This window comes from Ferrovibrio sp. (assembly GCF_046297595.1).
Lineage (GTDB): Bacteria > Pseudomonadota > Alphaproteobacteria > Ferrovibrionales > Ferrovibrionaceae > Ferrovibrio.
The window spans coordinates 524,763-547,303 of record NZ_JBKBHT010000003.1 but is presented as its reverse complement, the minus strand read 5'-3'; the positions used below and the strand labels follow the sequence as shown (position 1 = coordinate 547,303).

Here is a 22,541-nt window from a genome sequence, read left to right as displayed (position 1 = left end):
TGCTATGTCTGCGGGCTGCATAATATTTCGCCCATGAACAAACCCGAGCTCACCCTTCCCCCCGGAACGTCCCCGCTGATGGCGCAGTATCTGACCATCAAGGCGGCCTATCCCGGCTGCCTGCTGTTCTACCGGATGGGGGATTTTTACGAACTGTTCTTCGACGACGCGGCCACGGCCGCCCGGGCGCTGGACATCGCGCTGACCAAGCGCGGCGAGCATGACGGCCAGCCGATCCCCATGTGCGGCGTGCCGGTTCACGCGGCGGAAGCCTACCTCTCCCGTCTCATACGCCAGGGTTTCAAGGTGGCGGTCTGCGAACAGACCGAAGATCCGGCGGAAGCCAAGAAACGCGGCTCGAAATCGGTGGTGCGGCGCGACGTGGTGCGTGTGGTTACGCCCGGCACCATCACGGAAGACAGCCTGCTGGAATCCCGCCGCAACAACTACCTCGCCGCGCTGGCCCAGGCCGGCGGCGCCGATGGCAGCCTGGCGCTGGCCTGGCTCGACATGTCCACCGGCGAATTCGGCCTGACGGAAACAACCTCCGCGTCGCTCGGCGCCGACCTCGCCCGGATCAACCCGCGCGAGCTGGTCCTGCCCGAAAGCCTGCTGGCCCGGGCCGAATTACGGGCGCTGTTCGAACAACTCGATGTTGCGCTCTCTCCCATGCCCTCGGCGCGCTTCGACAGCGTCTCGGGCGAACGCCGGCTGAAAACCGCGCTCGGCGTCGCAGCACTCGATGCCTATGGCGATTTCAGCCGCGCCGAATTCTGTGCCGCCGGCGCGCTGCTCGATTATGTCGAGACCACACAATGCGGCAAACTGCCCCGCCTCGATCCGCCGGCCCGGCAGTCGCCCACCAGCGTGATGGCCATCGACCCGGCCACGCGGCGCAACCTCGAACTGGTGGAAACCACGTCGGGCAACCGCGACGGCGCGCTGCTCTCCTGCATCGACCTCACGCTCACCGGCGCCGGCGCGCGGCTTCTTGCTCAGAGATTGCAGGCCCCGCTCACCGATCCGGCCCAGATCGCGGCGCGCCACGATGCCGTGGGCTATCTGGTCGACACGCCCCGCCTGCGCGACGATATCCGCGGCGCGCTGGAGAAGGTGCCCGATCTCGCCCGCGCGCTCTCGCGCCTCTCTTTGGGCCGCGGCGGCCCGCGCGATCTGTCCTGCCTGCGCGACGGCCTGGCCCAGGCGCAGGCCCTGCAGGCACGGCTGGGCGCCGAAACGATGCTGCCGCCGGCTCTGGCCGACCTGCGCGACGGGCTGGGCAGCCACGATGCGCTGGTGACAACGCTGGGCAATGCCCTGGCCGATGAACTGCCGATGTACACGCGCGATGGCGGCTTCATTCGCGCGGGCGTCGATGCCGCGCTGGACGAACTGCGTGTACTGCGCGACGAAAGCCGCCGTCACATCGCCGCTCTGCAGGACAAATACGCGCAGGAAACCGGCATCAATACGCTGAAGATCCGGCACAACAACATGCTGGGCTATTACATCGAGGTGGCGCCCAAGCACATGCCGCAGATGGGCGCGCAGTATATCCACCGCCAGACCATGGCGAATGCCGTGCGTTACGCCACGCCCGAATTGTCGGAGCTGGAGAGCAAGATCGCCCAGGCCGCCGACCGCGCGCTGAAGCTGGAACTGGAAATGTTCGAACGCCTGGCGGCCGAGGTTCTGGCCCGCGCCGAGGCCATCACGCGTGCCGCCCAGTCACTCGCCGCGCTGGACGTCACCGCGTCGCTGGCCCTGCTCGCCGTGCAGCGCAACTGGGTGCGGCCGCAGGTGGACGACAGTTTCGCCTTCCATGTCGAGGCCGGGCGGCATCCGGTGGTGGAAGCCGCCCTTGAACGCAGCGGCCAGGGCGAACGCTTCGTGGCGAATGACTGTGATTTAGGCGAGGGCCGCCGGCTCTGGCTGCTCACCGGCCCGAACATGGCGGGTAAATCCACCTTCCTGCGCCAGAATGCGCTGATCAGTGTGCTGGCGCAGATGGGCGCGTTCGTGCCGGCGGCGAAGGCGCATCTCGGCGTGGTGGATCGCCTGTTCAGCCGCGTCGGCGCGGCGGATGATCTCGCGCGCGGGCGCTCCACGTTTATGGTCGAAATGGTGGAGACGGCGGCGATCCTGCACCAGTCCGGCCCCAAGGCGCTGGTGATCCTGGACGAGATCGGCCGCGGTACCGCCACGTTCGATGGCCTCTCGATTGCCTGGTCGGTGGTGGAATACCTGCACGAGAAGAACCGTTGCCGCGGCCTGTTCGCCACGCATTACCACGAGCTGACGGCTTTGGCTGAAAAGCTGCCGCAGCTCTCCAACCACACGCTCAAAGTGAAGGAGTGGGAGGGCGAGCTGGTCTTCCTGCACGAGGTCGGCCCGGGCGCGGCGGACCGCTCCTACGGCATCCAGGTGGCGAAACTCGCCGGCCTGCCCGATGCGGTGCTCAAACGCGCCTCCGCCGTGCTGCATACGCTGGAGAAGTCCAACCAGACCGGCGGCTCGGCCAAACTGGTCGATGATCTGCCGCTGTTTTCCATGGCGCCGCCGCCGAAGGTGGAGGCGGCAACGAAACCGTCGGAGGTGGAGCGCGCGCTGAAATCCGCCGATATCGACGCGCTTTCGCCGAAACAGGCGCTCGACCTGCTGTATCAGCTGAAGGCTTTGCTGAAGCCGTAAGGGCCGCAGATTCCCGCTATCCGCTATCCGCGCGCTGCGTGTATGATGCCGTCATGAGGATCGCAGTCGCCGCGCGCTGTCATGTTGCGGCTCTGCTGGCCGTTTGCATGCTGCCGTATTCGGCGGCAGGAACGGCGGCGGCGCAGACAATGCCTGTGCGTGCACCGCCCTTGCATGCGTCCGCGTCCGCAGAAGCCCGCGTGCTGATCAACGACGCGCCGCCCTACCGCATCGTCAGCCGCGCGCGCGGCGACGAGGGCCATAGCGGCATCTATGTCGATATCCTGCGCGCGCTGGCGGCCGAAACGCGCCTGACCCTGCATTTCATCGAGGCGCCGTTTGCGCGCGGCTTTCCCATGATGCGGGCCGGCGAGGCCGATATCATGCTGGGCCCCAACCGCACGCCCGAGCGCGAGGCCTATCTGCTCTATCTCGATCCGCCGCTGCCGGCCGAGGCGAAAATCTTCGTCACCCGGCCGCAGAGTCCGCGCATCGCGCGGTATGAAGACCTGCGCGGCCTGCGCATCGCCGTGTTGCGCGGCGCGCGGTATTCCAGCCGTTTCGACGGCGATGCGACGCTGGAGAAAATCCCCGTCGCCGATTACGACGCCGCCCTGCGCCTGCTGGGCGGCGAGCGCGTCGATGCCGCCATCATGCCCGAGCAGCAGGCGCGCTGGCTGCTGCGCGGGCAGCAGCTCAACTGGCCGCTTTCGCCCTACCGCATCGAGGGCAGCCCGTCTTATATCGTGCTGTCGCGCGCCTCGCCGCTGGTAACGCGCGCGGCAGAGCTGGAAGCGGCGTTGCGCCGCCTGCAGGACAGGGGCGAGATCGCGCGGATATTGCAGCTTTACAGCTAACCGCATTGTCGACGCCGTGTTGCGAACCAGCCGCAGGCAGCGGCTCAAAACCTGGCGCCTAAAGTTTCGCCTTGTATTCGCCGCAATTAAAGCCTAGGGTCCGGCCATCGAAATTTTTTGGCCGGACCTTCTGGCTGTTCGCTCTGGCTTTGCCGGGCGCGTCTTCCGACTTTCTCTCCAAAAAAATCGAAAACCGGGCACCGGACGCAGTTTTGCTGCGCCTGGTTCCCTTCATTCATCCAATCCAAGGAACATCCCATGCAGACAGGCATTGTCAAATTCTACAACGACCAAAAGGGCTTCGGTTTCATCCAGCCGGAAGACGGCAGCAAGGACGTGTTCGTGCACGCCACCGCGCTGGAACGTGCCGGCATGAGCGCACTGCGTGAAGGCCAGAAGGTCTCCTTCGACACCGAACAGGACAGCCGCTCGGGCAAGACCGCCGTGCGCGCCATCCAGGCCGCCTGATCTACCTGATCGTCGCTTGATTCATCAGGCGATCCAGGGCGCGGCAGCCTTCGACTGTCAGAGCTGCGGCGCCTGTTGCGCGTTCTCGCGCGACTGGCCCCGTTTCTCGCTCGAAGAGGATGCCGCGCTCGCGCGCATCCCGGCCTGTTTCGTCGATGACGAGGCGGGCCGGATGCGTTGTGACGGCGACCGCTGCTCGGCCTTAAGCGGCACGGTCGGCCAGCACACCTCCTGCAAGGCCTATGATGTGCGGCCCGATGTCTGCCGCGAATGCCAGCCGGGCGACGAGGCCTGCCGCATCGCGCGCGACGCCTTCAATCTCTAGCGTTATATCCCGGCGTCACGGCCGTTCGGCCAGCATCAGCTGGGCGCGGCCCCAGTCGGTGATCCGCGCCTCGTTTTCCAGGATTCTGAATCCCGCCTTCTGATAGGCGCGGATGGCGCGTGCATTGTCGGGATCGGGGTCGGTCGCCACGAACGGCGCGCCCTCGGCAAACAGCCGTGCCACATGCTGGCGGATGAAGGCGCTGCCATGGCCGCGCCCCAGCATAGCCAGCGCGGCATCGCCGGCACGCCGATGCTCTGGTCGATGCCGAATGTGCCCGGCGGCAGGTCGCGATAGGGATGGTCGGCCCAGGCATGGATGGCGTAATCCTGCATGAAGGCGAAGGGCACGCCCGCATGGCACACGATCCACAGCCGCATCGCCGGCTCGTGCAGGTCGGCCGCCAGTCTTCGGTTTCCAGCCAGCCGCGCAGCAGCGGCAGGTTGGCCGCCGTCATGCGGCGGAAATCATAGCCCGGCGCCATGGCCGGCTCACATGCTGCGGCCGTCGTAGTCCATCACCGGCAAAGATTTCAGGTCCACATCGTCCAGGCAGCGCACGTTGATCGCCACCATGCGCGTGCCGTTCGGCGCCGTGCCGGTGGCGAACGAGGTTACGCCGCAGGTCTTGCAGAACAGGTGATGGATGTTCCTGGTGTTGAACTGGTAATCCTGCACGGCATCCTTGCCGCTCAGCAGCTTGAAGGCATCGGCCGGCACGAAGCTTAAAAGCGTGCCCTTCTTCTGGCAGATCGAGCAGTTGCACGAGATCACCGGCGTATCCAGCGCCGTGCTCACCTCATAGCGCACCGCGCCGCAATGGCAGCCGCCCTTGTGAATCGTGGCTTCCGCCATGTCCGTCCTCCCGTGCTGAAATCCTGCCGGTGTGATGGCTGCCGGCGGCCGCCAAGTCAATTCTGTGGCCCGCTCCAATGCCGGCCTTGTCTTGCAAGGCTATTTGTACTATATATGTTCTAATTTATAAATCTTTATATTCCTAGTTGCATATCCCGCCGGTCGGGCAGGGCAGAATGGAAACGAACACAAACGAAGCATAACGAACGCTGACGAAACAAAACGAAGCGTAACGAGCACAAACGAAACGTAACGAAGCAAAACGAACTCAAACGAACCCGAATGAACCTGAATCAACCCGGATGGGCAGAAATGGACCTGAATGGACCTGGATCGACCCGGATGGGCTGAAATGGACCCGAACGGACCGGAATGGTTCAAAACGGTCGCAAATGGCATCGCGGCGATCCGGCTCTCCCGACCGCCCCCGGCCCATGCTACGATTCGAGCGAATTCCCTCTGGGATTTATTGGCCCTGTTCAACCACATAGGCTTGCTTCCCCGTCATGACCGCCGCGCCCAGCCCCGTTTCGCAAAGCCTGATCCCCGAGACCCCCACCTTCGTCACCCATCTGGAATGCGGCATGACGGGCGAGCGGCTGCCGGCCGACACCCTGCATAACCTGTCGCCCAAGGGTTATCCGATCCTGGTGCGCTACGACCTGGTCGGGGTGAAGGCGGCGCTGACCAAAGACAAGATCGCCTCCCGTGCACCGAACTGGTGGCGCTATCGCGAGATGCTGCCGGTACGCAAAACCGAGAACGTGGTCTCCCTGGGCGAGGTGATGACGCCGGTCCTCAGCCTGCCGCGCCTGGCCAGGGCGCTGGGCGTCAGCGGCGAGATCATCGTGAAGGATGAGGGCCGCCTGCCCACCGGCTCGTTCAAGGCGCGTGGCCTGGCGCTGGCCGTCTGCATGGCGAAAGAGCTGGGCGTGAAGAAGATGGCCATGCCCACCAACGGCAATGCCGGTGCGGCGCTCGCCGCCTATGCCTCGCGGGCGGGCATCGAGACGGTGGTGTTCTGCCCTGACGACACGCCGCAGGTGAACATGAACGAGATCGCGCTGCAGGGCGCGCGGCTCTACAAGGTCAACGGCCTGATCAACGATTGCGGCAAGCTGGTCGGCGCCGGCAAAGAGGCGGCCGGCTGGTTCGATACCTCCACGCTGAAGGAGCCGTATCGTATCGAGGGCAAGAAGACGATGGGGCTGGAACTGGCCGAACAGCTCGGCTGGGAACTGCCCGATGCGATCTTCTATCCCACCGGCGGCGGCACCGGCCTGATCGGCATGTGGAAGGCCTTCGAGGAACTGGAGGCCATCGGCTTCATCGGTTCCAAACGTCCGAAGATGATTGCCGTGCAGGCGGCCGGCTGCGCCCCCATCGTGCGCGCCTTCGAAGGCAACGAGCGGCATGCCAAGCTGTGGGAGAATGCCCATACCGTGGCGGCCGGCATCCGCGTGCCGGCGGCGATCGGCGATTTCCTGATCCTGGATGCCGTGCGCAATTCCAGCGGTTTCGCCATGGCCGTGGAGGATGGCGCGATCACGGCGGCCCTGAACGAGGTGGCGAAACAGGAAGGTTTCCTGATGTGCCCCGAGGGCGCCGCCACCTATGCGGCCTACAAACAGGCCCTGACCGAAGGCAAAGTGAAAAAGAGCGACCGCGTGGTGCTGTGGAACTGCGCGGCGGGCCTGAAATACCCGATGCCCGATGGCGGCCAGCCGCTCGACCGCCATGGCGCGATCGATTTCGCGAGGCTGTGACGGCATGCCCGAAAAGCAGACTCCGGAACCGCAGACCACCGAGGCAGGATACGACATCCTCGTCTCCACGGTGGCCCTGCGACATCCGCTGCTGCGCCGCCTGCTGGCCGACTGGCTGCATGCCTCGCCGCCCGGCGGCCTGCCCGGCCATGATTTCGCCGCGCCATCGCGCCTGGATTACATGCAGGGGCAGATCGTGGTCTTTGACGTGGTGCCACAGGCAGACGGCGTTCCGCGGTTCCGCTACCGCTTCGTCGGCGCGCCGCTGGTGGCCCGCCGCGGCCGCGACGTCACCGGCACATGGATGGACGAACATACCGATGCGCTGGTGGCAAAGATCGGGCCTCAGGCCTGCGGGGCCGCCATGCAGGCGCGCCGGCCGGTGCATGTGCGTTCGCGCCGCGAGATCGACGGCGAGACCTATGCGCTGGAATACCTCGTGCTGCCGCTGGCCGATCCGCAGAGCGGGCGGATCGACCGCCTGGTGTCGGGCCAGATCTATCCCTCCCGCGCGCCGGTGCGCTCGGGCGGCGACCCGGCCTAGGCCGCACGCAGGAAATAGATCAGGTCGAGTTCCGGCGGATTGGTGCCGGCATGGCTCAGCAGGCCATGCACCTGGCCGCGATGATGGGTCTGGTGGTTGAAGAAATGCATCAGCGGCGGCAGCAGCAGATCGGTGAAACGGTTGCCGCGCATGTTGGCATATGAAAACGTCGATGCCAGGGCGGCCGGGTCAAGCCCGTCGCAGAAGGCGACGATCTCGGCATCCTTGGCCTCGCGCGCCTGGCGCAGGCCGGCGAAATCCTCATGCAGGATCTGGTTCAGGGCCTTCACATGCGCGGCGGGTTTGCCGGTGAAGCGGCCGAGCCAGACGCTGTCGCCCACCAGGATGTGGTTCAGCGTGGCGTGCAGGCTGCCGAAGAAGCTGGGCCGCGCGGCGTAATACTCCGCCGGCGGCAGCGCGGCGCAGGCGTCATAGAGGCGGCCATTGGCCCAGGCGTTGTAGCGCGCCATGCGGCGCACATGCTCAAGCAGGATGTCGGTGCTGGTCATGGGATCAGCGTATGGCGGGACCGGACGGCCGCAAAGCGCGGAATTGTCCGGCTGCAATTGCATAAAACTCAAACGGCCCGCCGGTGATGGCGGGCCGTCGAGTATCACATGGTGATTACCGTACTTACCATTCGGTCAGCACGGGTTCCATGCCTGCCTTGGCCAGGGCCTCGGCGCGGATCTTCTGCCAGCCGCTCATGGCTGCCTTGTCGTCGGCGTAAGTGGCCTTCTGGTGCGCGGCCCAGGCATCGGCCAGCACCTTCTGGCGCTTGAGCAGGTCGGCGTTGCTCTTGTCGTATTCGGGCTTCCAGACCTTGATCTCCTTGAAGTACTTGATGGCGCCTTCATGTACCGGCACCACCCAGTCGAAGACCTGGCGCTTGATGTCCCAGCCCACGTTGCCCGGCGCGGCGTCCTTGTAGTCGTTGAACAGTTCGACCATCGCCTTGGTCATGGCATAGACCTGCCCGGCATCGACCTTGTCGTAGGTCATCAGCACCGGATAGGGATAGGTCGCGCCTTCCACCGGCTTGTCCTTCGACAGGCCGGCGCCCTCGGTGCCCATGAACGGCACATAGAACGGCGCCTTGGCCTTCAGGCGCTTCCAGCCTTCCTTGTCGTTGTGCGGAACCACCGGCCAGGTGATGCCGCGCGGCGAGGATTCGATCTGGAAGGCCTTGCCCGAGATGGTCGAGGTGAAGGCGGCATCCACCTGGTTGTTGATGATGCCGTCCATCGCCTGACCGAAGCCGCCGAATTCCACCTTCTGCACGTCGTTCCAGGTCAGGTTGGCGAACGCGAGCAGCGCGGTGATGTTCTGGTTCAACGACGGCGCACCGACCACCCAGGCCACCCGCTTGCCCTTCAGGTCGGCGATGGTCTTCACGCCGGTATCCTTGGCCACGGCCACGGTGAGCAGCGCGTCGGAATTGTTCAGCAGCAGCGAACGCACCGGTTGCGGACCCCAGTCCTTGGCACCGAACTCATACATGCCTTCCTGCGCCATGTAGGTGCCGCCGACGCCGTTGGCCGAGAAGGGCGCCTTGCCCTCGCGCAGCGGCACGGTGCGCGACACGTCGTTCTTGCCGGGCAGCACGCGCAGGGTCACGCCCTGCTTGTTCTTCAGCGCATTGCCGATGGCGACCGCCTGGTTGTAGCCGCCTGAGCCCACGTCATAGGCGGTCCAGGTCAGCTGGTCGGGCAGCTTCTGCGCAAATGCCGATGTCGACACGGCAAGCGCCGCGACGGCCCCCAGCAGGGCAAAGGTTTTGGTGTGACGCATCTTCGGTTTCCTCCTCGTGTTTTTACTCTTGGTCATGCGGTGACGGTATTGCGGTTGGTCAGCCGGAGCAGCAGGAAGGCGGCGAGGGCAAGGACCACGCCGATGGCCGCCAGAGTCAGGTTGCTGACGGGAATGAGGTTGCCGCCGGGCACGGCGAGCGCGAAGCCGGCCACCAGAAGCATGGCGCGCGCCAGCAGCCGCAGCGGCGATCCGTCCAGGCGGCCGGCGCCGAACAGGTAGCCCTGCATCGCACTGGAGATCAGCGCCACGCCCAGCGCGGCACTCACGATCACCGAGACCACCTCCATCGGTTCGCCCTTGAGGATCAGCGCCGGGTTGAGGGCGAAGAAGAAGGGGATGATGTAGATCGCAGCACCCAGCCGCATGGCCTGGAAGCCGATCTTGAACGGCGAGGTACGGGCGATGGAGGAAGCGGCGAAGGTGGCCAGCGCCACCGGCGGCGTGATGAAGGAGATCATGCCCCAGTACATGATGAACAGATGCACGGCCAGCGGATCGAGCCCGGCCTTCACCAGCGGCGGCGCCAGCACGATGGCGAGGAAGATGTAGCAGGCCGTCACCGTCATCCCCATGCCGAAGACGAAGCTGGTCAGCGCGCCCATCAGCAGCAGGATCAGGGCATTATCGCCGGCGAGATAGACCAGGTCGTTGGCCAGCGTGCCGGCGAGGCCAGTGACCGAGAAGGCGCCGATGATGAAGCCCACGCCGGCCAGGATGGCGACCAGTTCGGCCAGCGCCCGGCCAGTGGCGGCCAGCAGATCGAGCAGCTTTTCCCAGCCCAGGCGGTTTTTCGGCAGGATCTGGTTGATCACCAGCAGCAGGGCGGTGGCGGCAAAGGGGGCGACGGCCTCGCGCTGCTGCCACACCATCAGGAAGATCAGCACCAGGAAGACGAGGATATAGAGCCAGCCGGCCTTCAGCGTTTCGGAGAGCGACGGCAGCTCGGATTTCTTCAGGCCCTTCAGGCCCTGGCGCGCGGCATAGGCGTCGATCTGCACGACGAGGCTGAAATAGAACAGCAGGCCGGGAATGGCGGCGGCCAACGCGATCTCGGTGTAGGAGATGCCTAGGAAGCTGGCCATCACAAAAGCGGTCGAGCCCATCACCGGCGGCATCAGCACCGCACCGGTGCTGGCCACAGCCTCGACGCCGCCGGCATAGTCGGCGCGGAAGCCGGTGCGCTTCATCGCCGGGATGGTGACGACGCCCGACGAGATCACGTTCGAGATCACGCTGCCCGAGATCGAGCCCTGCAGGCCCGACGAGATCACGCCCACCTGCGCTGCGCCGCCGCGCACCCGGCCGACCAGCGCGAAGGCGAGGTCGTTGAAGAATTTGCCGCCGCCGGTGTGGTTCAGCGCCACGCCGAAGACGATGAAGCCGATCACGATCTCGCCGAAGGCCCGCATCGGGATACCGAAGGCGCTTTCCGACGACACGATATGATAGGCGAAGGTGTCTTCCAGGCTCTGCTGGATGCCGCGGATCGGGCCGGGCATGCTGTCGGCGAAGACCGGGTAGAGGGACATCACGGCCACGATGATGAAAATCATCATGCCGCCGGTGCGGCGCAGGGCCTCAAGGATGATCACCCACAGCACGCCGCCCAGGATCTGCGCTGTCAGCGGCGGGGCGAATTCCCAGCCCTCGGCCAGGATGTCCTCCGCCACCCAGGCGAACCAGCCGATGGCGGCCAGGCTGGCCAGCGCCAGGGCGATATCATGCAGTGCGACCTTGCCGCTGGCGGCATCCTTCGGCCGCCAGGGATAGGCGAGGAAAACCAGCGGCAAGGTGATCGCCGCCAGCAGGAACAGGTAACGGTTCTCGATCAGCGTGACATCAAAGAGGCGCAGGTTGAACTGCTGGTTCAGCACCATGACGAGGGTCAGCAGGGTCATCAGCACGAAGATGGCCCGCATCAGCGGCGACAGCCGGCGATACGCCAGTTCCTCGACCATCTGATCCTGGGGCGGGGGTGCGGCGCCGTTACGGCCGGAATCCTGGCCACGCGCCGAATGATCGGCACCCTGCGCGCCGAAACCCTGTGACATTCTTTTCCTCCCCGTGCCCGGACCTGCTTGCTGTCGGTCCGATTGTCGGACCGACAGCTTACGAAGCCGCAGACAAAGGATCAACGCATTGATCGCTTTTGTATGCAATTGAAAAGATCGTGGCCGGCGGGGCGTCGCGGCACGGGGATACCGCGGCGCCCGTACGGGTCAGCCGCCGGAGAGCGGACTGCTTCAGATCCCGGGCTTCAGGCCCCGGATTTCAGATATTGGGACGCTCGGCGTCGATGTCGCGCAGTTGGATCGGCGATGCCCAGAAAGGCTGGGCCGCTTCGAAGGCCGCCGCGCCCGGCGAGATGCCGGCATCGCGCAGGGTATGGGCATCGACCTGTGCCAGATCGTGCCGCATGCGGCTGCGCTGCCGCCAGGTGGCGAAAGCCGTGCGCAGGGCGGGCAGCGCCATCCGCCACCATGGCAGGCCGAGACCCTGCAGCGCGGCCGGGTCGCGCAGGCCGTCCAGCCAGCGCAGCTCGGCCTTGCTCGGCGGCGGGGCCAGGGGCGAGGCCAGCCAGTCGGGGCGCGACGGTGCGACCTTGGCCCTGGCGAAGGGTGTTATTAACGAACGATCGTGCTTTTCTGAACCGGAGGGGTAGTCGATAGCGCTGTGGTAGGTCATGGGGAGGCTCTTTTCTTGTTGTTAAGTCAGTGGATTGCGGCTGACCGGGCGAGCAGCTGGGTAAAGGCCTGCTCGGCGCGTTGCACCGCGGAGCCGTCGCGCAACAGGCGGCGGTAATAATTGAGCGTCAGGAAAATGCCCTGCAGCTCATAGGCAAACTGTTTCGGGTCCAAGTCGGCGCGGAAATGGCCTTCCTGGATGGCGATCTGGGCGCTGCGGATCATCATGCCCTGCCACCGGGTCTGCAACTCGGCCAGGTGGTCGCGTACCGGCCCCGGCTTGTCGTCGTATTCGGCGGCGAGCGTCACGAACAGGCAGCCGCCAGGCAGGTCGTCGTTATGCAGGCTCCAGTCGAGCCAGCCCCTGAACAGTGACTCGATGCGCGGCCGTCCGCGCGGCGCCAGGCGGGCCGGTTCCCAGACCGTGGCCATGAAACGCTTGGCGCTTTCGTCCAGCAGGGCTTTTTCCAGCTCTTCCTTCGACCCGAAATGGGCGAACAGGCCGGATTTCGACATCTTGAGCCGGTCGGCCAGCATGCCGATGGAAATCCCCTGGAAGCCTTCGACGCTGGCGGCGCGGAGGGCCTCGGTGAGGATGACGGCGCGTGTCTGCTGACCTTTGCTCATGTCGCTAAATTACGAACGGTCGTTCGCAAAGTCAAGATCGCCTGTCATTCCGCCTGTGATGGCGGCCACAAAAGCGTGATCATCCGGTGCAGCAGGGAAATCCGCCCTGCCGCGTGTAAACCGCCAGATCGGGCCAGACGTAAGTCTGGTTGGAGGAGGCATCTATGACGACGCGCCGCGACCTGCTGCTCCAGGCAGCCATGTTTTCCGCCCTGCCGGGTCTGGGTTTTGCCCAGACGCGCGGCCTGTCGCTGCCGCTGGAGCCCACGCCCGCCTGCGGCGAAAGCCGGGATGCCACGCCGCGCCAGACCGAGGGACCGTTCTATACGCCGCGCCCGCCGCAGACGGCGAATCTGCGCGAACCCGATATGGCCGGAATCCCGCTGCGCATCGGCGGGCTGGTACTGGACCGCCGCTGCCGCCCGGTCGGCGATGTGATGGTCGATGTATGGCAGGCCGATGCCGCCGGGCAATATGACAATGCCGGCTATCGCCTGCGTGGCCACCAGTTCAGCGATGGCGATGGCCGCTGGCGCTTCGAGACGATCCTGCCAGGCGTCTATCCCGGCCGCACCCGGCATATCCATGTGAAGCTGCGCCCGCCACGCGGCGATGTGCTCACGACCCAGCTCTATTTCCCAGATGAACCCGGCAACGCACGCGACCGCATCTTCGACCGCCGCCTGCTGGTGCAGATGGGCGGCGACGAGACGGCCAAGATCGCGCGGTATGATTTCGTGCTTGATGTCGGCTGAGCCGGCTTGACCCAGCAACGACGCGGCGCCATCGTCGACGCATGATGGATCTGCCCACTCTGCTCACCTTCACGCTTGCCGCTTTCGCCCTGGCGGCGACGCCCGGTCCCGATATGCTGCTGGTGATGACGCGCAGCGTGGCGCAGGGCCGCGCCGCCGGTCTGATCACGCTCGCGGGTATAACGCTGGGCTGCTACTTCCACGCCCTGATTGCCGGCTTCTCGTTGAGCGGCATGCTGCTGGTGGCGCCGGTGATGTTCGAGATCATCCGCTGGGCGGGTGCCGCCTATCTGCTCTATCTCGCCGTGCAGGCCTTCTGCGGCGCCGGCGGGTTCCAGCCGCCGCGGCCCGGTGCGCCGGCTTTGCCGCTGATGAAGCTGTTCCGCCAGGGTCTGCTCACCAACATGCTCAATCCGAAGGTGGCGCTGTTTTTCCTGGCGCTGTTCCCGCAATTCATGCAGCCCGATCCCGACACGGCGGTGTGGCAGGCCTTGCTGCTCGCCTGCGTGCTCAGCGGCGCGGGATTCATCGTCAATGGCAGCATCGCGCTGGTCGCCGGCCGGCTGGGCGAATGGCTCAGTGCGCGGCCTGCCTTCGTGCGCTGGCAGAACCGGCTGCTCGGCGGCGTGTTCGCCGTGATGGCGCTCAGACTGGCATTCGACCGGAAATAAATAACGCCTCAGTTCGTTTCCTGCGGTCGCATCAGGCGGTCGACATCGCCGTTCGACAGCATCGCCTCGCAGGCCTGCGATACGGCAGCCACGACCGACAGCTCCGTCGCCTTGCCGAAAGCAAGGTACAGCCGGCTGGTCAGGTCATGCAGCGGCAGAGAGGCCGTGACCGTATCGGGGCGTTCGCCAAGCTCCCGCAGGCGCAGATGAAGGCTGGCCGGATGGGCCGGCATGGTATCGATCCGGCCATACAGCAGTTGCCGGGCAGCGATATCCTCGTCGGCCGTTTCCTGCACCGGAACGCCCTGTCGCAGCAGATACTCCGTCTTGACGTCGAGATGCACGCCGGCGATCTGCCAGCGCGCCAACTCGGACACGGACTCCGCCACCACATCCGGGCGGTCGCGGCGCCGGAACATAGCCACATCGTAATTCAGCACCGGACAGACCCAGTGGAAGGAATTTTCCCGCGCGGCCGTGCGGGCGATCAGCGCGACCAGGGTGTTCGACTCGTTTTCCGCCTCAGCCAGTGCACGGGCGAGGGGCAGCACGGTCAGCGCGGCCGGACGGCCGAGACGGCTGGCCAGCGCCGAGATCAGCGCGGCGGTGGGGCCGGCGGCGCGATCCTGCTGTTCAAGGGTGTAGGGCGGGAAGCGCGCGGCGACGTAGTGAATTTCCGCCAGGTCTGTCGCGGCCGCGGGCAAAGTCGGCAGCAGTAGGCTGGCGCAGAGAATCAGGACCGAAGCGAAGCGCATGCCGCCAATGATAATCAGATAGGCTCCGGCCAACGCATAAATTTCATGTAATTGGCCGGCGTACAGTCCGCAATCAGATGCGGGCGGCTTTCACGCCATCCACCTCGGCGTTGCCGTCAAGAATTGCGGTTTTGATCGTCTCCAGCCCGCGTTCGAATTCGTCGATGCGCTCGCGCAGGCCGCGCAGTTCCTCCAGGGCCTGCCGGCCGATGGGCCGTTCGGTCTGGCTGTATTCCAGTACCAGGCTGGCATAACGGCCGCGCATCTTGGCCAACGATTTCAGCATTGCCTCGATCTCGCCCGGTTCGATGCGGCCCAGCGCCCAGATCATCTGGCTGCGGGTGAATTCGCGGTCCTTGGCGATAATCTGCTGCACATATTGCCGGGCATTCAGCGCGGCGGCGGCGTCGGCCGGGCTGCCGTCGCGCAGGGCGAGGCGTTCGCGGGCGCTCAGGCCCGCCTGGGCCAGGTCGCTGGCCGTCGGCTTGGCCGTTGCGGGCTGACCTTTCAGGGCAGCGCGCAGCTGGGGTTCGACTTTCTCGGCCTGACGCAGGGACAGCAACGCAATCGCCATGACTTCAACTCCTCGGTCCGGACATCGGTATCTGGCAAGAAGCGGAGCAAGCCCCGTGCCATGGTTAAGATGGCGGATTTCCGGGATATTATGGTGTTGCGTTGCGGCGCGGACGGCAGCTTTTGCCGACAGGAGGGACTTAGGGGGCCAATGGCGGCGCCGGGATGCCGGTGCTGCGGCCGGGGAACAGCAGATCCAGCCGCCACTCCTGTGGTCGGCTGCGGTAGGAGGCCAGCGCCTCGGCCGGCAGGGCGAATTGCGCCTCGCTGGCAATGGATCCGCGCGGGGCCTCGCGGGTGAAGGGATTGCCCATCGGCAGCGAGATGCCAATGCCGATATCGCTGCCGCTGCCCGAGCCGACCGAGCCGCCCAGGCCGATGCCCGGCCGCCAGGGCTCGTCATTGCTGCGTGGGCGCTGTTCGGTCCGCTGGGTCTCGGGCGCGAAGACACGCCCGTCCGGTGCGGTCAGTTCCATCGCCTCGACCGGCTCGACCGCCAGCACCCGCACAAAAACCCGGCCGCTCTGGCTGCCCAGCCAGGCGGCGGCGCGCGGCGGGGGCGGGGGCTCGCTGGCGCAGGCGGCCAGAAGCAGGGGCATGAGCAGGGACAGCAGGCTGAGGGCGAACAGGCGGCGCGACAGGGTCATACATTTATTATAGGGGGTGTGGCGGAAGGTTCCCATCGGCAGCGCCGCCGGTTTAAGCTGCTGCCACCCAAGGAAAAACCAGAAAACTCATAAAGACGACAGGACAGGAAACCCGATGACCCTCGCCCCGAATGCCCCCGACACCCTTTTCGACCTGACCGGCAAGGTGGCGGTGATCACCGGTTCCAGCCGCGGCATCGGCCGTGCCATCGCCCTGCGCATGGCCCAGCATGGCGCGAAGGTGGTGGTGACCAGCCGCAAGGCCGATGCCTGCGAGAAGGTGGCTGCGGAAATCCGGGATGCTGGCGGCGAGGCCATTGTGGTGCCCTGCAACGTCTCGGAGAAGGCGCAGCTCCAGGCCCTGGTGGATGCCACGATCAAGCATTGGGGCCGGATCGACATCCTGGTCTGCAACGCGGCGGTGAACCCCTTCTTCGGCCCGTCGAAGGACATCCCCGACGATGCCTTCGACAAGATCATGGACGTGAACATCAAGTCGAACCACTGGCTATGCAACATGGCCGCGCCCGACATGGCAAAGCGCCAGGACGGTGCGATCATCATCATCTCTTCCGTCGGCGGCCTGTTCGGTTCAAACACCCTGGGCGCCTATGGCATCTCCAAGGCGGCCGACATGCAGCTGGCCCGCAACCTGGCGGTCGAATGGGGGCCGCAGAATATCCGCGCCAACTGCATCGCGCCCGGCCTGATCAAGACCGATTTCGCCCGCGCCCTGTGGGAGAACCCGGAAATCTCCAAGAAAGCCACCAAGGGCTATGCGCTGAAGCGGATCGGCGATCCCGACGAGATCGCCGGTGCCGCTGTTTTCCTGGCCTCGGCCGCCGGGCGCTTCATGACCGGCCAGACCATGATCATCGATGGCGGCGGCATGGTGAACTTCCAGAGTGTGTGATTTCTTGGGCGTGTGATTTCCAGGGCGTGTAAACCGCGCGGAAACGCTATATATCCTGACCATGCAGATGCGCCCCCTCATCCCCGATCCGCGCGCGATCATCGACCGCAAGGCGCTGACGCTGCAGCTCGACGCGCTGGGCGGTGAGGGCATGCATGGCACGGCGGAACAGCGCAAGCAGGCGCTGGTGCTGCTGAAGGCGGCGCTGAACGAGGGCCGGCGTGTGGTGCAGGCGCGGTTCCAGGCCGGCGCGCCGGCCTTGTCGACGCGGCAGGCCCTTGCCTACCTCACCGACCAGGTCATCCGCCTGGTGTTCGACTTCACCGTCAACCGGGTCTACCGCCTGCCCAATCCCACGGCGGCGGAAAAGCTGTCGGTGGTGGCAGTCGGCGGCTACGGCCGCGGCGAGATGGCGCCGTTTTCCGATGTCGACCTGCTGTTCCTGTTCCCCTACAAGCAGACGCCCTGGGGCGAGCAGGTGGTGGAATACATGCTCTACCTGCTGTGGGATCTTGGCCTGAAGGTGGGCCATGCCACGCGCTCGGTGGATGAATGCATCCGTCTCAGTTTAGGCGACATCACCATCCGCACCGCCATCCTCGAGCAGCGCTGGATCTGGGGCGACCAGGAACTGGCCGCGCAGCTGAAAACCCGTTTCCAGGCCGAGGTGGTGGCCAAGACCGGGCCGGACTTCATCGAGAAGAAGCTGGCCGAACGCGACGACCGCCATCGCCGCATGGGCGACTCGCGTTATGTCGTCGAGCCCAACGTGAAGGAAGGTAAGGGCGGCCTGCGCGACCTGCACACCCTGGTCTGGATCACGAAATACATTTACGGCGTCGAGGACACCGCCGAACTGATCGCCCGCGGCCTGCTGCATGCGGAAGAGCATCGCCGCTTCGTGCAGGCGATGGAATTCCTGTGGACCGTGCGCATCCACCTGCATTACTTGGCCAACCGGCCGGAGGAACGCCTTACCTTCGACATGCAGACGGAGATCGCCAAGGCGATGGGCTATGCCGACCGGCCCGGCCGCCGCGATGTCGAGCGCTTCATGAAGAAATACTACCTGGTTGCCAAGGAAGTGGGCGACCTGACGCGCATCTTCGCCGCCGCCCTGGAAGAGCGCCACAAGAAGAAGAAACCGCTGGCGGCGATCCGCGCCAAGATCAAGCGGCCGAAACAGCTGGACGGTTTCGAGGTCGAGGGCGGCCGGCTCAATGTCGGCAGCGAAACCCTGTTTGAGAAGCAGCCAGTGAAGATGCTGCGGCTGTTCCACCTGGCGCAGGAGCAGGGGTTGGACATCCACCCCGAGGCCCTGCGGCTGGTGCGGCGCAGCCTGAAGCTGATCGACGGCAAGCTACGCAATGACACTGAAGCCAACCGGCTGTTCATGGACATGCTCTGCTCGGTGAACGATCCCGAGACGACCCTGCGCCGTCTGAACGAGGCCGATGTGCTCGGTCGCTTCGTACCGGATTTCGGCCGCGTGGTCGCTCAAACCCAGCACGACATGTATCACACCTATACGGTGGACGAGCATACCATCCGCGCCATCGGCATCCTGTCGCGCATCGAGAACGGCGCGCTGAAGGAAGACCATCCGCTCAGCGTGCATGTGATCAAGGAGGTACTGTCGCGCCGCGTGCTCTATGTCGCCGTGTTGCTGCACGATATCGCCAAAGGCCGTGGCGGCGATCATTCCGTGCTGGGTGAGAAGGTGGCCGAGAAACTGGGGCCGCGCTTCGGGCTGACGGCGGCGGAAACCGAAACCGTGGCCTGGCTGGTGCGCTGGCACCTGCTGATGTCGGCGACCGCCTTCAAGCGCGATATTGCCGATCCCAAAACGGTGGTGGATTTCGCCCAGGCGGTGCAGAGCCCGGAACGCCTGCGTCTGCTGCTCTGCCTCACGGTGGCCGATATCCGTGCCGTCGGCCCCACCATCTGGAACGGATGGAAGGGCCAGCTGCTACGCGACCTGTATTATCGCGCCGAGGAATTCCTTTCCGGCGGCTTCACCGGACGGCGTCGCGAGGAACGCATCGCCGAGACCAAGGAGAAGGCACGCAGCCTGCTGTCGGGCTGGAGCAAGGCCGAGGCCGACCGGCTGCTCAAGCGTCATTACGAAAATTACTGGTATTCCAACGACGCGGAAACCATTGCCCGTCACGCCACCCTGATGCGCGAGGCCGACCAGTCGGGCCGCAGCCTGACCACCGCCTCAAGGCCCGACCGGTTCCGTGCCGTCACCGAGTTCACGCTCTACGCGCCCGACCATCCGGGCCTGTTCGCCCGTGCCGCCGGCGCCATGGCCGCAGCCGGCGCCAATATCGTCGACGCCAAGATCTTCACCACCAATGACGGCATGGCGCTCGACAGCTTTTACATCCAGGACATGGACGGCAAGGCCTTCGACCGCCCCGAGCAGTTGAAGAAACTCAACACCGCCCTGGAACGCGCCCTGTCGGGCGATCTGAAGCTGCGGTCGGCCATCGCGCCGGAACGGCCGGGACAGACCAGCCGCACCCGCGTCTTCAAGGTAGAGCCGCGCGTGCTGGTCGATAATGCCGCGTCCAACCGCTACACCGTGATCGAGGTGAATGGGCGCGACCGGCCAGGCTTCCTCTATGATGTCACGCGTGGATTATATGACCTCAATCTGAGCATCGGATCGGCGCATATCGCCACCTATGGCGAGCGTGCCGTCGACGTGTTTTATGTGCAGGACCTGACCGGCATGAAGCTGACCGACAAAAGGCGGCTGCAGCAGATCGAGAAGCATCTGCTGAAGAAGATCGCGCCGGCCGAGGATAAGCCTTCCGGCAAGGCCGCGGCGAAAGCGGCCTGATGACAGTGGCGGTGCAGGCGCTGCTTGCCTATACTCCGCCCGCCCCGCCTGTTCGGATAGTCGCGTAGATGTCTCTGTTCCGTGCCATCGCCACCGTCGGCGGCCTCACCATGGTCAGCCGCATAGCGGGTTTCATTCGCGATCTGCTGATCGCGCGCTATCTGGGTGCCGGCCCGGTGGCCGATGCCTTCTTCGTCAGCCTGCGCCTGCCCAATTTTTTTCGCTCGCTGTTTGCCGAGGGCGCCTTCACCGCCGGTTTCCTGCCGCTGTTCAGTCATATCCAGACCAAGGAGGGGCAGGCGGCGGCGCAGCTTTTCGCCGAGCGCGCGCTGGCCGTGCTGCTGCTTGCCACCTTCGGTTTCACGCTGATCGCGCAGATCGCCATGCCGGCGGTGATCATTCTGCTGGCGCCGGGCTTTGTTGACGACCCGCAGCGCTTCGATCTGTCGGTGACGCTCACCGTCATCACCTTCCCCTATCTGCTGTTTGTCAGCCTCGCCTCGCTCTACGGTGCGGTGCTGAACTGCCTGGGCCGCTTCTTCGCCATGGCGGCGACGCCGATATTGCTCAACCTGGTGATGATCGCCGGCATGCTGCTGCTCACGCCGCATGTCCCCAATGCCGGCTATGCCCTGGCCTGGTCGGTGCTGGTCGGCGGCATCCTGCAGTTTCTCTGGCTGGCCTGGGACGCACGGCGCAACGGCATCGATTTACGGTTGCGGCGGCCGCGGCTGAACGACAAGCTGCGGCGGCTGTTCAAGCTGATCCTGCCCGCCGCGCTGGGTGCCGGCGCCACGCAGGTCAACCTGATGGTCGGCCTGATCCTCGCGTCTTTGCTGCCGGCCGGCGCGGTGTCGTATCTGTTCTATGCCGACCGCATCAACCAGCTCACTATCGGCGTTGTCGGTGTGGCGATCGCCACCGCCCTGCTGCCGACGCTCTCGGCGCAGCTTGCCCGTGACGATCATGCCGGCGCACTGGTGACGCAGAATCGTGCGCTGGAATTTGCCCTGCTGCTGGCGCTGCCGTCCTGCACCGCCCTGCTGGTGGTGCCGTTTCCGATCATATCGATCCTGTTCCAGCGCGGCGAGTTTGACCTGGAAACCGCGCGGCAGACTTCGGCGGCGCTTTTCGCTTATGCCGTTGGCCTGCCGGGTTATGTGCTCGCGCGCACCTGTACGCCCGGCTTTCATGCCCGCCAGGATACGCGCACGCCGGTCAAGCTGGCGTTGGTCAGTATCGTGGTGAATATCGGACTTAGCCTCGCGCTGATGCCGCGCTTCGGCCATGTCGGCCTGGCGCTGGCGACCGCGCTGGCCGCCAGCGTCAATACAATGCTGCTGCTCTATGTGCTGCGCCGGCGCGGCCACTGGCGTGCCGATGACCGACTGAAAGCCCGCAGCTGGCGTATCCTAGTCGCTTCGCTGGCCATGGTGGCGGTGCTGGCCGCGCTTGACCGCCTTGTGTTGCCGGGCTGGTATGCCGGCGGCTTCGGCCTGCGGATAGCCGCCCTGGTGGCGCTGGTCGGCAGCGGTCTGGTGACCTTCCTGCTGTCGGCTCTGGTGCTGGGGGCGACCCGGCCGGCGGAATGGCGCACCGCCCTGCGCCGCTGATCACGGCCGCATGGGCTGATGGGCGCGGGGGTTGACGGGATCGCGGGCCCCGGCGATAACCGCGCGCTCAACTTAACTCTTTCCCATACCCGGGGCCTTCCACCGCCCCAAACCGCAAGGGACTTCCATGGCCTTCCAACGGCGCATTTTCTCGGGCATCCAGCCCTCCGGCAATCTCCATCTCGGCAACTATCTCGGCGCGGTGCGCAACTGGGTCGCGCTGCAGAACGAATTCGAGTGCATCTTCTGCATGGTCGACATGCATGCCATCACCGTATGGCAGGACCCGGCCGAACTGACTCGGTCCACGCGTGAGCTGGCGGCGGCGATGATCGCCTCGGGCATCGATCCGAAGAAGAACATTCTGTTCAACCAGTCGCAGAATCCCGACCACGCCACGCTGGCCTGGATCTTCAACTGCGTCGCCCGCATGGGCTGGATGAACCGCATGACGCAGTTCAAGGAGAAGGCGGGCAAGGATCGCGAGAATGTCTCGCTCGGCCTGTTCGCCTATCCGGCCCTGATGGCTGCCGACATCCTGGCCTATAAGGCGACCCATGTGCCGGTCGGCGAGGACCAGAAGCAGCATCTGGAACTGACCCGCGACATCGCGCAGAAGTTCAACCACGATTACGGACGCGAGATGTTTCCGCTGACCGAGCCGCAGATCTTCGGCACGGCGACGCGTGTGATGAGCCTGCGCGACGGCAGCAAGAAGATGTCGAAGTCGGATGCCTCCGACCAGTCGCGCATCAACCTGACCGACACGGCCGACGCCATCGCCGACAAGATCAAGCGCGCCAAGACTGATCCGGAAGCGCTGCCCGACACGGTGGAAGGCCTGGAAGGTCGGCCGGAGGCGCAGAACCTGATGGGCATCTATGCCGCGCTCAGCGACAAGACGCTGGAACAGGCGGTGGTCGACTGCGCCGGCAAGGGCTTCGCCGAGTTCAAGAAGATGCTGACCGAGGTATCGGTCGGCGTTCTGGGGCCGATCACCGCGGAAATGCGCCGCCTGATGGCCGATCCCGGTTATGTCGACGGCATCCTGCGCGACGGCGGCGAAAAGGCCCGCGCCCTCTCGGCGCCGGTCATACGGGAGGTATACGACGCAGTGGGTTTCCTGCGCCCGTAATCT

22 protein-coding genes are annotated in these 22,541 nt (G+C 65.4%); 12 read left to right on the top strand and 10 right to left on the bottom strand.

Features of this window, described 5'->3' with window-relative positions:
- Nucleotides 1-33: 33 nt before the first annotated feature.
- The 4 genes from mutS to ACK4FJ_RS11595 all read left to right on the top strand — a co-directional run bounded on the left by mutS (nt 34) and on the right by ACK4FJ_RS11595 (nt 4,341).
- Nucleotides 34-2,691 carry a DNA mismatch repair protein MutS gene (gene mutS, locus ACK4FJ_RS11610; RefSeq protein ID WP_409766568.1) on the top strand — a complete coding sequence of 886 codons (2,658 nt, stop codon included), beginning with the start codon at nt 34-36 and terminating at the stop codon, nt 2,689-2,691.
- 53 nt (nt 2,692-2,744) lie between these two features.
- Nucleotides 2,745-3,548: a substrate-binding periplasmic protein gene (locus tag ACK4FJ_RS11605; RefSeq protein WP_409766566.1), complete on the top strand. Its 804-nt coding sequence runs from the start codon at nt 2,745-2,747 to the stop codon at nt 3,546-3,548.
- 258 nt (nt 3,549-3,806) lie between these two features.
- A complete protein-coding gene (locus tag ACK4FJ_RS11600; RefSeq protein ID WP_409766564.1) occupies nt 3,807-4,016 on the top strand; it encodes a cold-shock protein in 210 nt (69 codons plus the stop codon).
- Nucleotides 4,017-4,032: 16 nt separating this feature from the next.
- Nucleotides 4,033-4,341, top strand: coding sequence for a YkgJ family cysteine cluster protein (locus tag ACK4FJ_RS11595; protein ID WP_409766562.1), 309 nt, complete (start codon nt 4,033-4,035; stop codon nt 4,339-4,341).
- Between the two features lie 15 nt (nt 4,342-4,356).
- Here ACK4FJ_RS11595 and ACK4FJ_RS11590 read toward each other — a convergent pair whose 3' ends face one another.
- The gene (locus tag ACK4FJ_RS11590) at nt 4,357-4,566 is read right to left on the bottom strand and encodes a GNAT family N-acetyltransferase (RefSeq protein WP_409766559.1); all 210 of its coding nucleotides are present in this window, start codon (nt 4,564-4,566) and stop codon (nt 4,357-4,359) included.
- 266 nt (nt 4,567-4,832) lie between these two features.
- Nucleotides 4,833-5,195: a GFA family protein gene (locus ACK4FJ_RS11585; RefSeq protein WP_409766557.1), complete on the bottom strand. Its 363-nt coding sequence runs from the start codon at nt 5,193-5,195 to the stop codon at nt 4,833-4,835.
- 506 nt (nt 5,196-5,701) lie between these two features.
- Here ACK4FJ_RS11585 and ACK4FJ_RS11580 point away from each other — a divergent pair.
- Together ACK4FJ_RS11580 and ACK4FJ_RS11575 are read left to right on the top strand one after the other, a co-directional pair.
- Entirely contained in the window at nt 5,702-6,961 is a 1,260-nt protein-coding gene (locus ACK4FJ_RS11580) for a threonine synthase (protein ID WP_409766555.1), read from the top strand.
- 4 nt (nt 6,962-6,965) lie between these two features.
- Nucleotides 6,966-7,505 carry a hypothetical protein gene (locus ACK4FJ_RS11575; RefSeq protein WP_409766553.1) on the top strand — a complete coding sequence of 180 codons (540 nt, stop codon included), beginning with the start codon at nt 6,966-6,968 and terminating at the stop codon, nt 7,503-7,505.
- Here ACK4FJ_RS11575 and ACK4FJ_RS11570 read toward each other — a convergent pair.
- From ACK4FJ_RS11570 to ACK4FJ_RS11550, 5 genes are all read right to left on the bottom strand, one after another.
- Nucleotides 7,502-8,014, bottom strand: coding sequence for a DinB family protein (locus ACK4FJ_RS11570; RefSeq protein ID WP_409766551.1), 513 nt, complete (start codon nt 8,012-8,014; stop codon nt 7,502-7,504). The genes ACK4FJ_RS11575 and ACK4FJ_RS11570 overlap by 4 nt on opposite strands.
- A 124-nt stretch (nt 8,015-8,138) precedes the next feature.
- Nucleotides 8,139-9,296, bottom strand: coding sequence for a TAXI family TRAP transporter solute-binding subunit (locus ACK4FJ_RS11565; RefSeq protein ID WP_409766549.1), 1,158 nt, complete (start codon nt 9,294-9,296; stop codon nt 8,139-8,141).
- Between the two features lie 32 nt (nt 9,297-9,328).
- Entirely contained in the window at nt 9,329-11,368 is a 2,040-nt protein-coding gene (locus tag ACK4FJ_RS11560; protein ID WP_409766547.1) for a TRAP transporter permease, read from the bottom strand.
- Between the two features lie 220 nt (nt 11,369-11,588).
- Nucleotides 11,589-12,002, bottom strand: coding sequence for a DUF1127 domain-containing protein (locus tag ACK4FJ_RS11555; RefSeq protein WP_409766545.1), 414 nt, complete (start codon nt 12,000-12,002; stop codon nt 11,589-11,591).
- A gap of 26 nt (nt 12,003-12,028) precedes the next feature.
- Entirely contained in the window at nt 12,029-12,628 is a 600-nt protein-coding gene (locus ACK4FJ_RS11550) for a TetR/AcrR family transcriptional regulator (protein WP_409766543.1), read from the bottom strand.
- A 164-nt stretch (nt 12,629-12,792) separates the two neighbouring features.
- Here ACK4FJ_RS11550 and ACK4FJ_RS11545 point away from each other — a divergent pair, with 164 nt between their 5' ends.
- Nucleotides 12,793-13,383, top strand: coding sequence for an intradiol ring-cleavage dioxygenase (locus ACK4FJ_RS11545; RefSeq protein WP_409766541.1), 591 nt, complete (start codon nt 12,793-12,795; stop codon nt 13,381-13,383).
- A 41-nt stretch (nt 13,384-13,424) separates the two neighbouring features.
- The gene (locus ACK4FJ_RS11540) at nt 13,425-14,054 is read left to right on the top strand and encodes a LysE family translocator (RefSeq protein ID WP_409766539.1); all 630 of its coding nucleotides are present in this window, start codon (nt 13,425-13,427) and stop codon (nt 14,052-14,054) included.
- An 8-nt stretch (nt 14,055-14,062) separates the two neighbouring features.
- On the opposite strand, the gene ACK4FJ_RS11535 is transcribed toward ACK4FJ_RS11540, so the two are convergent.
- The 3 genes from ACK4FJ_RS11535 to ACK4FJ_RS11525 form a co-directional block, all read right to left on the bottom strand.
- Nucleotides 14,063-14,809: a substrate-binding periplasmic protein gene (locus tag ACK4FJ_RS11535; RefSeq protein WP_409766537.1), complete on the bottom strand. Its 747-nt coding sequence runs from the start codon at nt 14,807-14,809 to the stop codon at nt 14,063-14,065.
- A 73-nt stretch (nt 14,810-14,882) separates the two neighbouring features.
- Nucleotides 14,883-15,383, bottom strand: a complete 501-nt coding sequence (locus tag ACK4FJ_RS11530; protein ID WP_409766535.1) for a hypothetical protein — start codon at nt 15,381-15,383, stop codon at nt 14,883-14,885.
- A 139-nt stretch (nt 15,384-15,522) separates the two neighbouring features.
- Nucleotides 15,523-16,029 (bottom strand): hypothetical protein, encoded by a 507-nt coding sequence (locus ACK4FJ_RS11525; protein ID WP_409766533.1) that lies wholly within the window; start codon nt 16,027-16,029, stop codon nt 15,523-15,525.
- Nucleotides 16,030-16,144: 115 nt separating this feature from the next.
- Here ACK4FJ_RS11525 and ACK4FJ_RS11520 point away from each other — a divergent pair, with 115 nt between their 5' ends.
- The 4 genes from ACK4FJ_RS11520 to trpS all read left to right on the top strand — a co-directional run bounded on the left by ACK4FJ_RS11520 (nt 16,145) and on the right by trpS (nt 22,538).
- A complete protein-coding gene (locus ACK4FJ_RS11520; RefSeq protein ID WP_409766531.1) occupies nt 16,145-16,942 on the top strand; it encodes an SDR family NAD(P)-dependent oxidoreductase in 798 nt (265 codons plus the stop codon).
- 61 nt (nt 16,943-17,003) lie between these two features.
- Nucleotides 17,004-19,790, top strand: coding sequence for a [protein-PII] uridylyltransferase (locus ACK4FJ_RS11515; protein WP_409766529.1), 2,787 nt, complete (start codon nt 17,004-17,006; stop codon nt 19,788-19,790).
- 68 nt (nt 19,791-19,858) lie between these two features.
- Nucleotides 19,859-21,403, top strand: a complete 1,545-nt coding sequence (gene murJ, locus ACK4FJ_RS11510; RefSeq protein WP_409766527.1) for a murein biosynthesis integral membrane protein MurJ — start codon at nt 19,859-19,861, stop codon at nt 21,401-21,403.
- A gap of 127 nt (nt 21,404-21,530) precedes the next feature.
- Entirely contained in the window at nt 21,531-22,538 is a 1,008-nt protein-coding gene (gene trpS, locus ACK4FJ_RS11505) for a tryptophan--tRNA ligase (protein ID WP_409766525.1), read from the top strand.
- Nucleotides 22,539-22,541: the final 3 nt, after the last annotated feature.